Annotated in this window: 12 protein-coding genes; 5 read left to right on the top strand and 7 right to left on the bottom strand. The window is 64.7% G+C overall.

All coding sequences use genetic code 11. The features are described 5' to 3' along the window. Positions 1–84: 84 nt before the first annotated feature. Complete coding sequence (locus tag CYD53_RS20785) at positions 85–1,404, bottom strand: hemolysin family protein (RefSeq protein ID WP_103719998.1); 1,320 nt, start codon at positions 1,402–1,404, stop codon at positions 85–87. Positions 1,405–1,747: 343 nt separating this feature from the next. Between CYD53_RS20785 and CYD53_RS20780 the strand changes: the two genes are divergently transcribed. Continuing rightward, positions 1,748–2,620 (top strand): undecaprenyl-diphosphate phosphatase, encoded by an 873-nt coding sequence (locus CYD53_RS20780; protein WP_103719997.1) that lies wholly within the window; start codon positions 1,748–1,750, stop codon positions 2,618–2,620. A 30-nt stretch (positions 2,621–2,650) separates the two neighbouring features. Here the strand turns inward: CYD53_RS20780 and CYD53_RS20775 are convergent, their stop codons facing one another. The 5 genes from CYD53_RS20775 to CYD53_RS20755 form a co-directional block, all read right to left on the bottom strand. Then, positions 2,651–3,313 carry a GntR family transcriptional regulator gene (locus tag CYD53_RS20775; RefSeq protein WP_103719996.1) on the bottom strand — a complete coding sequence of 221 codons (663 nt, stop codon included), beginning with the start codon at positions 3,311–3,313 and terminating at the stop codon, positions 2,651–2,653. 162 nt (positions 3,314–3,475) lie between these two features. Then, positions 3,476–4,498 carry a TRAP transporter substrate-binding protein gene (locus CYD53_RS20770; RefSeq protein ID WP_103719995.1) on the bottom strand — a complete coding sequence of 341 codons (1,023 nt, stop codon included), beginning with the start codon at positions 4,496–4,498 and terminating at the stop codon, positions 3,476–3,478. Between the two features lie 24 nt (positions 4,499–4,522). Further along, complete coding sequence (locus tag CYD53_RS20765) at positions 4,523–5,803, bottom strand: TRAP transporter large permease (RefSeq protein ID WP_103719994.1); 1,281 nt, start codon at positions 5,801–5,803, stop codon at positions 4,523–4,525. Continuing rightward, the gene (locus CYD53_RS20760) at positions 5,800–6,330 is read right to left on the bottom strand and encodes a TRAP transporter small permease (RefSeq protein ID WP_103719993.1); all 531 of its coding nucleotides are present in this window, start codon (positions 6,328–6,330) and stop codon (positions 5,800–5,802) included. Before CYD53_RS20760 ends, CYD53_RS20765 begins: the two co-directional genes overlap by 4 nt. A gap of 2 nt (positions 6,331–6,332) precedes the next feature. Next, positions 6,333–7,736 carry an FAD-binding oxidoreductase gene (locus CYD53_RS20755; RefSeq protein ID WP_425428329.1) on the bottom strand — a complete coding sequence of 468 codons (1,404 nt, stop codon included), beginning with the start codon at positions 7,734–7,736 and terminating at the stop codon, positions 6,333–6,335. A 274-nt stretch (positions 7,737–8,010) separates the two neighbouring features. Between CYD53_RS20755 and pepT the strand changes: the two genes are divergently transcribed. Continuing rightward, on the top strand, positions 8,011–9,258 hold the full coding sequence (pepT, locus tag CYD53_RS20750) for a peptidase T (RefSeq protein ID WP_103719991.1): 1,248 nt from the start codon (positions 8,011–8,013) through the stop codon (positions 9,256–9,258). 344 nt (positions 9,259–9,602) lie between these two features. Continuing rightward, entirely contained in the window at positions 9,603–12,110 is a 2,508-nt protein-coding gene (bamA, locus tag CYD53_RS20745; protein ID WP_103719990.1) for an outer membrane protein assembly factor BamA, read from the top strand. On the opposite strand, the gene CYD53_RS31040 is transcribed toward bamA, so the two are convergent. Next, complete coding sequence (locus CYD53_RS31040; RefSeq protein ID WP_425428330.1) at positions 12,005–12,361, bottom strand: hypothetical protein; 357 nt, start codon at positions 12,359–12,361, stop codon at positions 12,005–12,007. The genes bamA and CYD53_RS31040 overlap by 106 nt on opposite strands. On the opposite strand from CYD53_RS31040, the gene CYD53_RS30760 reads away from it, so the two are divergent. Together CYD53_RS30760 and CYD53_RS20735 are read left to right on the top strand one after the other, a co-directional pair. Continuing rightward, on the top strand, positions 12,264–12,536 hold the full coding sequence (locus tag CYD53_RS30760) for a hypothetical protein (RefSeq protein WP_245928359.1): 273 nt from the start codon (positions 12,264–12,266) through the stop codon (positions 12,534–12,536). The genes CYD53_RS31040 and CYD53_RS30760 overlap by 98 nt on opposite strands. A gap of 233 nt (positions 12,537–12,769) precedes the next feature. Beyond that, positions 12,770–13,486 carry a GntR family transcriptional regulator gene (locus CYD53_RS20735; RefSeq protein WP_181011957.1) on the top strand — a complete coding sequence of 239 codons (717 nt, stop codon included), beginning with the start codon at positions 12,770–12,772 and terminating at the stop codon, positions 13,484–13,486. The last annotated feature ends 39 nt before the right edge of the window (positions 13,487–13,525 follow it).

Below are 13,525 nucleotides of genomic sequence, written 5' to 3'. Positions count from 1 at the left end.
CTTCGCGATCTCCGGGCGCGGCTTAAGCCGAGCCAGACTCGTGCGTGCCCAGCCGTGCCCCTCGGTTGCTGGGCTGGCCGCCGATCAGCGCGCTGTTGTCGCGAGCAGCTTGTCGATCCGTTTGCCGTCCATGTCGACGATCTCGAAGCGCCAGCCCTCATAGTCGAAATGGTCGCCGGCCTCCGGAAGCCGTCCGAGCTGGAACAGGGCGAAGCCCGCGATGGTGTGAAAATCGCCCTCCACAGATCCCGGCCGGAAGCCGAGGCGGGCGAAGGCGTCGTGAGCCAGCATTGCGCCGTCGAGCAGCAGCGAGCCATCCTCCCGCTCGACGATATCGGGTTCTTCGCCTTCGGCATCCGAGAGGTCGCCGGCGATGGCCTCGAGCAGGTCGGTCTGGGTGACGATTCCCTCCAGGCTGCCATATTCGTCGATGACGATGGCCAGGCGGACCGGGGCCTTCTTGAACTGGTCGAGCACGCGGAAGATCGGCACGCTTTCGTGAACGATCATGGGTTCGCGGATGACGGCCATCGGGTCGAGCGTCTTGCCGTCGAGCACCTGGTCGAGCAGGTCCTTCTTCAGGATCATGCCCAGGGGCTCGTCGACATCGCCGCGCCCGACCAGAAGCTGCTGGTGGCGGCAGGTGCGGATGGTGCGCAGGATCTCGGCCGGGCTGTCGTCGGCGTCGATCCACTCGATGTCGCGGCGCGGCGTCATGATGTCGCCGATGCGGCGGTCGCCGATATTGAGGACGCGTTCGACGACCTCCTGCTGCGTCTGCTGGAGGATGCCGGCTTCCTGGCTGGCCTGGATCAGGAGCTTGAGCTCTTCGGGCGAATGCAGCGCGTCCTCACCCGTGCCTGGCCGCAGGCCGCATAGCCGCAGCAGCAGGTTGCCGAGGCCGTTGAGTGCGATGATCGCCGGCCGGAGCAGGAACAGGAACAAGCCGAGAGGGCGCACGACCCAGAGCGCAGTGCCTTCGCTGCGCTGGAGGGCAAGGCTCTTGGGGGCGAGTTCGCCCAGCACGATATGCAGCGTGGTGATGATGATGAAGGAGATCGCGACCGCGATCGCATGGGAGCTGGCCGTGGCCAGGGATCCGGGCAGCGCGTTCAGCAGGGGCATGATCAGATGGGCGAGCGCCGGTTCGCCGATCCAGCCGAGCGCCAGGGACGAAATCGTGATGCCGAGCTGGGTGGCCGCGAGATTGGCGTCGAGATTGTCGACGGCCCGCTTCAGGGCGCCGGCATTGGTCCTGCCGGCATTGACCAGTTCGGTCACGCGGCTGCGGCGGACAGCGACGAGAGAGAATTCCGCTGCGACAAAAAAGCCGTTCGCGGCAACCAGAACAAGTACGGCGAGTATCCCGATCAGATCGGGCATACTGCCATCGGAACTAGGCATGGTCTCCTTTTGGGCGGCGGGCCGCCACGGACTATTGCTGGAGCTCCCCATATAGCACGGCTTTGCCCCACGCATGTGACCACTTATGCGGCAATCAGGCCGGGGCGATGCTTCGCTCGAGCCTGAGGGCTCTTGGCGCGAAGCGATGATTATTCGGCTATGCCAGACAGCTTGCGGCAAGACGCTGGGAGCGCTGCCGTTTCCAGCCTGACAGCCGATCCGGGTTTCAGGCGGCTCCGGCACGCCAGGCTGGCATCGGGACCTTCGGACAACGCCGCATTGAGCGACAGCCCCGTCGCGAGCGTATAGGAGACGGCGCGTTTTCGGATGGAGAGCCTTCGCGATGGCGAATGCATGTTCGGCCGGTATCGATACCGGATTCGCCGCGTTGGATTTTGGGCAGATGGTCGTGCTGGGCCTCGTGCAGGGCGTCAGCGAGTTGCTGCCGATCTCCTCGACGGCCCATATGCGCGTCGTCCCGGCCGTGCTGGGCTGGCCGGATCCGGGATCGGCCTTCTCGGCGCTGATGCAATTGGCGGCGCTTGCCGCCGTGGTGACCTATTTCCGGCGCGACGTCAGCGAGATCGCGACCGGATCCTGGCTCGCGCTGAGGCGTCGCAAGACCGGCGGGCCTCACATCAGGTTGGCGGTCGGCATCGTGCTGGCGACGGTTCCAATCGTTATTGCGGGCGTGCTGCTCGCCCCGCTGCTCAATGCCTGCGGCTCGCCCTTGCGCTCGCTCTGGGTGATCGGCGCCAGCTCGATCGCGATGGCGCTGCTCCTGGCCCTCGCCGAATGGCTGGCCCGTCATGATCGCAGCGCCGAGCAGGCCAGGCTTCGGGATTTCCTCCTGGTGGGCGTGGCCCAGGTCGGTGCGCTGATCCCCGGCGTGTCCCGCTCGGGATCGACGCTGACTGCAGCACTGGGCCTGGGCTTCGAACGCATGGAGGCCGCGCGCCTGTCCTTCCTCATCGGTTTGCCGGCGATCGCGCTGGCGGGCCTCAAGGAAGCGGTCGAGCTCGCCAGGGCCGGCATCGATGTACATGCCGTGGCTCTGCTGCTGGTGGGCCTCGTCGCCGGTTCGCTGGCGTCGTTTGCCGCGGTCTGGGGCCTCATGCGTTTTCTGGAACGGACGTCGAGCTGGCCGTTCGTCCTCTATCGCGGCTGCATGGGTATCCTGCTCCTCGTTGGAATCGCTGGGGGCTGGCTGCATTAGCGGTTGAGCGATGGGCGAAGGCTCACCCCCTCAGACCAGGAGCGCCTTCGCATAGGTCTGGCCGGAATTGGCGATATGCGCGGTCATCAGGCTGGTGAAGCCGGCGAAGTCGCCGGCCTGGAAGAAGCCGAGGATGGCGCGATGCTCCTCGAAGGAGCGCGGCGTCTGGACGTCGATGGGCGAACTCAGATTGGTCCGCAGCGCCGCGACGCGCCCGGCCACGAGCCGGTAGGATTCCTGCAGATAGCGATTGCCGCAATGGTTGAAGAAGGCCTCGTGCAGGGCCGTGTCGGCACGGCCATAGGCGACATTGTCCCTGGCCTTCAGCGCCTGTTCCATGCCGGCGATCGCCGCCTCGATCTCGGCGACGGTCCTGTCGCGGTCGTGGTGATAGGCGAGTTCGGCCGCCTTGGGCTCGAGGATGATCCGGAACTGGCAGATCGTGGCGATGTCCTCGGCATCGGGGCTGAAGACGAAGCTGCCGACCTGCGGCTTGATCACCACCAGGCCCTGCAACTGAAGCTGGTTGAGCGCTTCGCGCACCGGTGTCCGGCTGACGCCGAAGGACTGCGCCAGCATCTCCTCGGCGATGAAGGCCCCGAGCGGCAGCTCGCCTTCGATGATCGCCTGGCGGAGACGCGCGACCGCCTTCTGCGCCAATGACTTCGTGGGCTGGAGCTTCAGTGACAGCATGGCGAGGTTGGTTTCGCCTCGTGAGGAGGGCGAGAGGAAGCGGAGCGGGAATGCCCGAAGCCGGGGAGGCTTCGGGCATTCTCAGTAACAGATTTGCGCGGGAACGCATGGCCGGGCCGGCCGCGATCCGTAAGCCGCTCCCGAGATTGCGAGGGCCGAAATTCAGCTTCCGCGAATGCGCTTGAGATCTCCGAGGACGAGATCGAGCGCCTCCTGCCCGATCGAGGCGGCGTTGCGCTCGTAGATGACCTTGAGCTTGTCGCGCAGCCTCGTGGTTTCCTCGGGCGAGATCTCGTTGACCTGCATGCCTGCCGCCTTGAGATTGGCCAGGCTCAGATCGGATTTCTCGCGGTTGACCTTGCGCTGCTCGGCCTGGCCGACGATGGCGCATTCCTTCAGCACGCCTTGCTCAGCCGGCGAGAGCGTGTCCCAGATCTTCCTGGAGAACAGCACCAAGGTCGGGCTGTAGGCGTGCTTGGTCAGCGTGAGGTATTTCTGGACCTCGTAGAACTTCATGTTCTCGATGTTGTTGTAGGGGTTTTCCTGCCCGTCGACCGTCTTGGTCTCCAGCGCCGAATAGACCTCCGAGAAGGCCAGCGGCACGGCATTGCTGCCGAGCTCCTTGAAGGTGTCGATGAAGATGGTGTTCTGCATCACCCGCATCTTCACGCCCTGGAAATCCTCGGCCTTGGTGATCGGCCGGCGCGAATTCGTGGTGTAGCGGAAGCCGTTCTCCCACCAGGCGAGATTGATGACGCCGACGGCAGGCAGCTTGTCCGAGAACCAGGCTCCGGACTTGCCGTCGAGAACCTGGTCGGCCTCCTTCTCGTCGTTGAAGAGGAACGGCAGGTCGAACACGCCGAGTGCCGGCACGATGCCGGTCAATGGCGCGGTCGAGGTCAGCACCATGTCGAGCGAGCCGGTACGCACGCTCTGCGTGGCGGTGAGGTCGTTGCCGAGCGCTCCGTCCCAGTAGGGCTGGATCTTCAGCTTGCCGCCGGATTTCGCCAGCGTGCAGGCGCCCATGGCGGCCAGGCCGTTGCCCATGGGGTGTTCCTTGCTGACGCCGTTGGAGACGCGGATGTTGCGCTCCTTGAACTGGGCCGCAGCGGGACCGGCGACGCAAGCCAGGGCTACGGCGGCAAGTGCGGCGGGCAAGCTCACAAGCAGCGATTTTTTCGTCATTTTCTTGATCCTCCCTTTTTGAAATCAGTGCGACAACCAGGCCAGCGGAACCATCACCAGCCCGGGAAACAGAACGAGCAGGAACAGCACGACGAGCTCTGCCCAGAGGAAGGGCCAGAGCCCCTTCATCAACTCGCTCATCGAAATGTTGGCGACGCCGCACATCACGTTCAGCACGATGCCGACCGGCGGCGTGATCAGGCCGATGGCGTTGTTCATGATGAAGAGCACGCCGAAATAGACGGGATCGATCCCCGCCTGCTTGATCACCGGCATCAGCACGGGGGTCAGGATCATCAGCGTCGGCGCGAAATCCAGCGCCGTGCCGACGACGACCACGATCGCCATGATGACGAACATCAGCAGGATCTTGTTGCCCATGAAGGGGCTGAGCATCGCCGCGACCTGCTCGGGCAGCTCCGACAAGGTGATCAGCCAGGCCGAGATCAAGGCGGCCGCGATCAGGAAGACCACGACCGAGGTGCTTTTGGCCGCGGCGACCAGCAGCGGATAGAGCTGGCGCAGCGGCAGCTCGCGATAGACGAAGGCGCCGATCACGAAGGCATAGACGCAAGCCGCGACGCCGGCCTCCGTCGGCGTGAAGACGCCGAATTTCAGCCCGCCGATGATGCCGAGCGGCATGACGAGGGCCCAAATGCCGTCGATGCCGGCGCGCGCTCGCGCGCCCCAATCCTGGCGGGGCAAAACCGTGACCTTGTCGCGCCGCGCGACCCACAACCAGGCGATGATCAACGCCAGGCCCATCATCAGGCCGGGCACGATGCCGGCGAGGAAGAGCTTGCCGATCGAGACATTGGCGATGACGCCGAAGACGATCAATCCGATCGATGGCGGGATCACCGGTGCGATGACGCCACCGGCGGCGATCAGGCCCGCCGAGCGCGGTACGTCGTAGCCGGCCTGCCGCATCATCGGGATCAGCAAGGCGCCGATCGCCGCAGCGTCTGCCGCCGCGCTGCCGGAGATTGCGGCCATGACGACGGAGGCGAAGATCGCGACGAAACCGAGCCCGCCGCGCAGATGGCCGACGAAGGTCAGCGCGAAGACCACGATGCGCCTGGAGATGCCGCCGGCGTTCATCAATTCGCCGGCGAGCATGAAGAAGGGGATCGCCAGCAGCGGGAAGCTGTCGGCGCCCTCGATCAGCTTCTGCGACAGGATGGCGGTGTCGATATTGCCCTGCATCAGCATGAGGGCGACCGCGCAGACCAGCAGCGCGAAGGCGATCGGCATGCCCAGCGCCATGGCGCCGAGCAGCGAGGTCGTGAAGACGACGACGGTCACGGGCGCAGTTCTCCGGCGACGGGCGGATGGGGCATCTCTTCGCTCTCGCTGACGTCGATCAATTCATCGTCCCGGATCACACCGGTGGCGACGCGCCAGAGCTTGACCGCGGCATGGAAGCCGATGCCGAGCGCGGTGACGTAGCTCACGCCATAGACCCAGATCATCGGCAGCCCGGTTACCGGCGCTGCCGTGGTCGAGTTCACCTCATGCTGGACCCAGGTGCCCTCGAACAGCATGATGCAGCAGGTCAGGATCAGGGCCTGGCTCAGGGCGAAGCAGATCAACCGCCCGCGGCGCGAGAGGGCTCGCACGACGGTGTCCATGCCGAGATGGCTTCCGTCGCGCATGGCCAGCACCGCGCCGATGAAGGTCAGCCAGACGAAGCAGAAGCGCGACAGCTCTTCCGAGACGACGATGCCGGAATTGAAGACATAGCGCAGCACGACATTGCCGAAGACCATCACCACCATGGCCAGCAGCAGCGCGGCCAGCAACGCCTCGATGAGCTTGAAACCACGCGCCATGGTCAGATCACCTTGCCGGGATTGAGCAAATTGTCGGGGTCGAGCGCCGTCTTCAGCGTCCGCATCAAAGCGATTTCCGGCTCGCTGCGGGCATGGCCGAGCCATGGCTTCTTCAGGGTGCCGATGCCGTGTTCGGCCGAGATGCTGCCGCCGAGTTCGCGGACGAGACCGTAGATGATCGCGTCCATCGCCGCCTTCGGCTGCTGTTCGATGGCAAGCTCCGGCACCCAGGCGACGAGATGCAGGTTTCCGTCGCCGATATGGCCGTAATAGACGCTCTCGCAGTCGGGGATGCCAGCGCTCAGCGCTGCCTTGCAGCGCGTCGCGAAGGCGTCCATGCGCGCCACCACGAGGCCGATATCGTAGGAGACATGCGGGCCCAGAACCTGGCCGAATTCGGCGCAGGCATCGCGGACCGCCCAGAAGGCCTGCGTCTGGGCATGCGATTGGGCAACGGCGGCGTCAGCGAGGACGCCGTGCTCCATCATGCCTTCGAGCCAGGCCTGGAAGCGCGCGCTGTCGGCCACCTCGTCCGAGCCATGCGTCTCGACCAGCACATAGAAGCCATGGCCGCTTCCGACCGGAGCGCGTACGCCGACGCGCTCGGTGACGACCTGCCAGTAATCCGGCCACATCACTTCGAAGGCCGAGAGGTTCGAGCCAAGGCCGTTGCGCGCCTCGCCCAGCAGCGTCACCACCGCGTCGTAGTCTGAGAGCGCGCAGAGCGCGGCCATGGTCGAGCGCGGCTTGGGGAACAGCCGCAGCACGACGCGGGTGATGATGCCGAGCGTCCCCTCCGAGCCGATGAAGAGGTGCTTCAGATCGTAGCCGGCATTGTTCTTGAGCAGCTTGTTCAGATTGGTGACGACCGTGCCGTCGGCGAGCACGACCTCGAGCCCGAGTACGAGGTCGCGCGTCATGCCATAGCGAATGACCCTGTTGCCGCCGGCATTGGTCGAGAGATTGCCGCCGATGGCGCAGGAGCCGCGCGAGCCGAGATCGAGCGGGAAGAGGAAGCCGGCGGCATCGGCCGCGTTCTGGATCACCTCCAGCGGCGTGCCGGCCTTCACCGTCATCGTGGCGCTGGCGGTATCGATCTCCTCGATGCCGCTCATGCGCTCGAGCGAGATCGCGACCCAGCCCGCCTCGGGCGTGGCGCCGCCGCAGAGCCCGGTCATGCCGCCCTGCGGCACGAAAGGCAGGCCCGCCGCACGGCATGCGGCGACCGCCTGGGACACTCCTGTTGCATCAACCGGTCGCACGACGGCCAAAGGCCGGCGAGGGAGCTGGGCGCTCCAATCGTTGCAGTTGCGCGCAGGGACATCGGCCCCGGTCAGGACGGTATGCGCCCCGAGCCCGGCCTTCAGATCCTCGAGCGCATCCTCCGCGCGACGGGGTTGGTTCATCGCATGCATCGCGCGACCGCCCTCTTGTATGTAAGGTACAGCTTTCTATGGAGCGTGATGACGCAGGTCAAGGGGCGGCGGCGCACAAGAGCCGGATGCGAAAAAAGTGGGCGCCGACTTCTCGTATCGATCCCGTTCTCACTCTTTGGTGAGAGACGGATGCGGCCAGCGAGGGCGCGGCCCGCCTTTCCGGCACTGTCTCGTGCCCGTCATTGCGGTAGGGTCGTTGTGACGGAGGCGATGGAGAACGCCTCGATGGCCGGACGGAGGCAGGATGAGCATTCGCGCGCAACTGATCGAGCGGTTCTTCCGCTATCTGGCGGTGGAGAGTCAGAGCGACGCCAAATCCACGGCCTTGCCGAGCACGCCGGGCCAGCAGCGTATGGCCGCCTTGCTGGCGGAGGAATTGCGCGCGCTCGGGCTCGAGAAGGTCATCATCGACGATCATGCTACCGTCACGGCGCTAAAGCCGGGCACGCGGCCGGGCGCGCCGAGGATAGGCTTCATCGCGCATGTCGACACGGTCGATTCCGGCCTTTCGCCAATAATCCGCCCGCAGATCCTGCGCTTCGAGGGCGAGGATCTCTGCCTGAACCGGCAAGAGGACATCTGGCTGCGCGTGGCGGAGCATCCCGAGATCCGCCCCTGGGCCGGCGCGGATATCATCGCGAGTGATGGCACGAGCGTGCTGGGAGCCGACAACAAGGCCGCGATCGCGGTGATCATGACGCTGCTTGCCAATCTGCGCCCCGAGGACGCGCATGGCGACATCCTGGTCGCCTTCGTTCCGGACGAGGAGATCGGCCTGCGCGGCGCCAAGGCCCTCGACCTCGCCCGGTTCGACTGCGATTTCGCCTATACGATCGATTGCTGCGAACTCGGCGAGGTCGTGATCGAGAACTTCAACGCCGCGGCCGCCGACCTTGTCTTCACCGGCGTCAGCGCCCACCCGATGTCGGCGAAGAATGTCCTGGTCAACCCGCTGCTGATGGCGCACGACTTCATCAGCCAGTTCGACCGCGCGCAGACGCCCGAGCACACCGAGGGCCGCGAAGGCTATATCTGGTTCCACGACATCGTCGCCAATGTCAGCGAGGCGCGGTTGCGGGTGATGATCCGCGACTTCGACAAAGCCTCGTTCGAGCGGCGCAAGGCGCGCCTTGGCGAAGTTGCGGCGCTGATCGCTGCGCAATATCCGAAAGGTCGCGTCGATTGCCAGGTGAGCGACACCTACAGCAATATCCATGACAGCCTGGGCGATGACCGCCGCTCGATCGACCTGCTCTTCGCGGCGCTGGCGGCGCTGCGGATCGAGCCGAAGCTGATTCCGATGCGGGGCGGGACGGATGGCGCGGCGCTCTCCGCCAAGGGGCTGCCGACCCCTAACTTCTTCACCGGGGCCTATAATTTCCATTCGCGCTTCGAGTTCCTGCCCGTCCCGGCCTTCGAGAAGTCCTTCGAGGTCGCGCGGATGATCTGCAGCTTGGCGGCGCAGCCGCTGGCGCGGGCTGGCAAGGTCTAACGGCCTCTAGGACGTGGGGGCGAGTGCGACAGGGCTGCCTGCGTGTTCCTCAGGGTGAAGGCTGTGTTGCCAAAAGTCTCATCGATGGCAAGCGGATAATCCGTAGAAGGCAGATCTTCTGCTGATGTCGCCGCATTATTGCGGCATTTTTTTGAAATTCATTCCAGACTTATGTGCGGATCTTGAAATCAACCGTTGCCGCCCTTCGAAAATAAGGCGCGGCGAAGTCGTTCAGACACCGCGCGAAATGGTTGGAAGCAATTGGAATCAATCTCGTCGATTCTTCGCCTTTAGTCGCTGATTAGCCTGCTGCCGGCGTAACCGGTAATGCGATAGGCGATAGAATGACGTGGATCTCCCCGAGCCGGGCTTTCAAGGCGTGGCTCTCTCTGTCGGCCGGGCTTGCCATGTTCCTGCTGGTCCTCAGCAGCGGTGCCGCGCTCGCACAATCCGTGGTCGTGCAGGGCAACAGGACCGTCGATGCGGAGACGATCCGGGGTTATGCCAGCGACCCCGAGGCCGGAACGCCCGAGCAGATTCGACAGAAGCTGGTCGCGAGCGGCCTGTTCTCCAGCGTCCAGGTCAGCCGGCGCGGTTCGCAGATCGTCATCGCCGTGCGCGAGAACGAGGCGGTCAACCGCGTCGCCTTCGAGGGCAATCGCCGGCTGAAGAGCGATGTTCTGCTGCAGCAGATCCAGTCCAAGGCCAACGGCCCGCTGAGCCGGGCGCTGATCGATGCCGACGTTCAGCGGCTGAAGGACGCCTATCGCCGCGCCGGCTACGGCCTGGCCTCGGTCAGCGGGCGCATCAACACCTTGTCGAATGGGCGCTCGGATGTGGTCTTCACGATCTCCGAAGCAGGTAAGACCGGCATCAAATCGATCAATTTCAGCGGCAACAGCGTCTATTCGTCGGGTCGCCTGCGCGACCTGATGACCTCGACTGAGTCGAACTTCCTCAGCTTCATCAAGACCTCGGACGTCTATGAGGCGGACCGGATCACCTCCGACCTCGAAATCATCCGCCGCTACTATCTGAAGAACGGCTACGCCGATTTCCAGATCGTCTCGAACAAGGCCCATTTCGACGAGGCGCAAGGCGGCTGGATCATCGACATCGCGGTCGAGGAGGGGCCGAAATACCGCGTCGGCAATGTCGCGGTCGATTCCAGCCTGCGCGACGTCGACCCTGCGGCCCTGCAGCGCATCGTCGCGACGTCCTCCGGCGACACCTACAACGCCGAAGCGGTCGAGAAGTCGTTGCTGGCCCTGACGATGGAGGTGTCGCGTCGTGGCCATGCCTTCGCGCAGGTCCGCCCGCGCGGCGACCGCGACGCTGCCGGCCATCTCATCGGCATCACCTATGTCGTCGATGAGGGGCCGCGCGTCTATGTCGAGCGCATCAATGTGCGCGGCAACACCCGTACGCGCGACTATGTCGTGCGCCGCGAACTCGATCTCAGCGAGGGCGACGCCTACAACAAGGTGCTGGTCGACCGGGCCGAGCGGCGTCTCAACAATCTCGGCTTCTTCAGCAAGGTCCGTATCACTAACGAACCGGGCTCGACCCCTGACCGCGTCATCGTCAATATCGATGTCGAGGACAAGGCGACTGGCTCGTTCTCGGTCAGCGGCGGCTATTCGACCTCAGACGGCGTCATCGGCGAGGTCTCGCTGTCGGAAGCGAACTTCCTCGGCCGTGGCCAGTTCGTGCGCATCGCCGGCACACTTGGCCAGCGCACCCAGGGCGTCGATTTCTCCTTCACCGAGCCCTATTTCCTCGGCCATCGCGTCGCAGCCGGGTTCGACCTGTTCTCGAAATACAACGATTATTACAGCACCAGCCGCTATTCGAGCCGCGTGACCGGCGGGCAGTTGCGCTTCACCCTTCCGATCACGGAGGAGTTCTCGATCACGCCGCGCTATTCGCTCTATACGACCGAGATCAAGGTCCCGAACTCGACGGATTATCCCTACAACGACTGTACGAACGCGATCACGGGAACGACGCCGGGGACAACCGGCGCAACTGCGGAAAGCTCGACCTATAACTGCCTCACCAATGGCGAGGCGTCGGTCGCGGTCAAGGAGGCGCAAGGCTCGACCATCACCTCCCTGATCGGCCTGAACCTGAACTACAACTCACTCGACAACATCCAGAAACCGCGCAACGGCTTCGTTGCCGAACTGAAACCCGAATATGCCGGCCTCGGCGGCGATTCGAAATTCCTGCGCGTCGCGGCGGATGCGCGCTACTACCGTGAGCTCTTCGACGATGTCGTCGGCTTCGTGCGGTTCCAGGGCGGCCATGTCCAGGCGACCAGCGGCGATCTGCGCATGATCGACCACTATTCCATGGGGTCGAATCTGGTGCGCGGCTTCTCCTCCACCGGTATCGGCCCACGCGATGTGCTGACAGGCAGCGCGCTCGGCGGCACGACCTATGTCGGCGGCACGCTCGAAATGCAGTTCCCATTGCCGGGCCTGCCGCGCGATGTCGGCCTGCGCGGCGCGATCTTCGCCGATGCCGGCACGCTGTTCAATTATGACGGCGGTTCGAAGACGATCACGAGCGCGAGCTATACAGGCTGCCCGACCGGCTCGGATGCCAGGCAGTACAAGGTCTCGACGAGCTCGAGCTATCAATCCAACATCGCCTGCGTCCGCGACAACAACGTCATTCGCTCGTCGATCGGCGTGAGCCTGCTCTGGCAGTCGCCGCTCGGTCCCATCCGCTTCGACTACGCCTATGCGCTGACGAAGGATGACGGTTGGCGCGACCCGACGACCGGCATCAAATATGGTGGCGACAAGATCCAGGCCTTCCGCTTTTCGGGCGGCACGCGCTTCTGAAGCTGGCGCGTCTGCGGTGGAGGACCGCCGCAGACGCGATCATTCCGCGACGATGATCTCGATGCCCGCCGCCGACAGGGCCTGGGCAAGGGGGCTTGCCCAGGCTCGTCCAGCACCATGCGCTGGATCCGCTTGAGGTCGCAGACCTGGAAGATGGCGGTTTTCCCGAGCTTGGAGCTGTCGGCGACGACGGTCAGGGTGCGGCTCTGGCCGAGCATTGCCTGGGCGATCTCGGCCTCTTCCGGATTGATATCGGAGACGCCGTCGGCATCGATCGCCCCGACGGTGATCACCAGATGCGCGGCCTGGAAGACGAGCGCCGACCCGCTGGTGGCGAGCGTCTCGGCCCTGCTGATCGTGCTGACGCTGGTCGTGGTCCTGATCGTCGACCGCAGCGCCGGGCTGTCGCGCACCTTCGTGCGTTAGCCGGGTTCGTCGCGCCGGCGCCGGGCGGCCGCTGATCGTTAGTTGAAGACGAGACGCCTCCGGCATCAGGCGCATAACCGAATCCAGCGTTTCCCAAATTAGAAAATGCAGGTGCCAGCACCTATGCCCGTTGAGTTGGCCGGGTTATTGCGGTCTGCACTATAGTGCCCTTCGATGATGATCCTACGGCCGAAAAGGCCAGGGATTCTTCATGTGAAAACGCGAGGTTATCCTTGGCCCAGAACCCAGCCGACAGCATCCGCCGCACCGTGCCGCAGAGGACGCTTGGGCAACAGGTTTATGGGCAATTGCAGGAAACCATCCTGAACGGGCATCTGCTGCCCGGCACGAGGCTCACCTTGCGCGGCCTGGCGACGTCCCTGAACACCAGCATCCAGCCGGTTCGCGAGGCTGTCGTGCGGCTCGCGGCGGATGGCGCGCTGCACGCCACCCCCAACCGCTCCATCCTGGTGCCGGTCTTGACCCGCGCCGAGCTCGACGATCTGCACGCGGCCCGGGTCCTGGTGGAAGGGGAGGCGGCGGCGCGCTTTGCCGAGCGTGCCTCCGAGGAGGATGTCGCGATCCTGTCGCGGATCAACGAGGAGCTTCGTCTCGCCTATGACAGCTCGGATGTGGTGAGGATCGTCACATCCATCCAGGCCTGGGGCTTGCGGATCGCGCGGGGGTCGTCGTCGGGCGTGCTGCAATCGGCGATCTTCACATTGCGGTTGCGGCTGGGGCCGCATCTCGCCGAGGCCATGTCCGTGCCCGTCGCGCCCGATCCCGACTTTCTGCATTTCACGGTCCATATCAATCATGAGATGGTCCTGGCCTTTCGGGATCGCGATCCGGTCAGGGCTCGCGACCTGCGGCGTGCCGACATCCTCACCTTCCAGCGCGACCTGTATCAGCGGCTCGGGCTCACGCATCGCGCGCTGGTCGCCGGCTAGTCCAAGCCTCGGAATGGCTCTGCAGGCTTGTTTCGCGCG

The organism is Allobosea psychrotolerans, from assembly GCF_002917105.1.
Lineage (GTDB): Bacteria > Pseudomonadota > Alphaproteobacteria > Rhizobiales > Beijerinckiaceae > Allobosea > Allobosea psychrotolerans.
The sequence above is the reverse complement of the archived record's forward strand: the minus strand, read 5'-3'. Positions and strand labels throughout refer to the sequence as shown.

Coding starts and splice junctions, on each gene's coding strand:
- pepT (WP_103719991.1), top strand. CDS start 8,011: ATGAGCATTCGCGCGCAACTGATCGAGCGGTTCTTCCGCTATCTGGCG.
- CYD53_RS20780 (WP_103719997.1), top strand. CDS start 1,748: ATGGCGAATGCATGTTCGGCCGGTATCGATACCGGATTCGCCGCGTTG.
- CYD53_RS30760 (WP_245928359.1), top strand. CDS start 12,264: ATGGCGGTTTTCCCGAGCTTGGAGCTGTCGGCGACGACGGTCAGGGTG.
- CYD53_RS20755 (WP_425428329.1), bottom strand. CDS start 7,736: ATGAACCAACCCCGTCGCGCGGAGGATGCGCTCGAGGATCTGAAGGCC.
- CYD53_RS20760 (WP_103719993.1), bottom strand. CDS start 6,330: ATGGCGCGTGGTTTCAAGCTCATCGAGGCGTTGCTGGCCGCGCTGCTG.
- CYD53_RS20775 (WP_103719996.1), bottom strand. CDS start 3,313: ATGCTGTCACTGAAGCTCCAGCCCACGAAGTCATTGGCGCAGAAGGCG.
- bamA (WP_103719990.1), top strand. CDS start 9,603: ATGACGTGGATCTCCCCGAGCCGGGCTTTCAAGGCGTGGCTCTCTCTG.
- CYD53_RS20785 (WP_103719998.1), bottom strand. CDS start 1,404: ATGCCTAGTTCCGATGGCAGTATGCCCGATCTGATCGGGATACTCGCC.
- CYD53_RS20770 (WP_103719995.1), bottom strand. CDS start 4,498: ATGACGAAAAAATCGCTGCTTGTGAGCTTGCCCGCCGCACTTGCCGCC.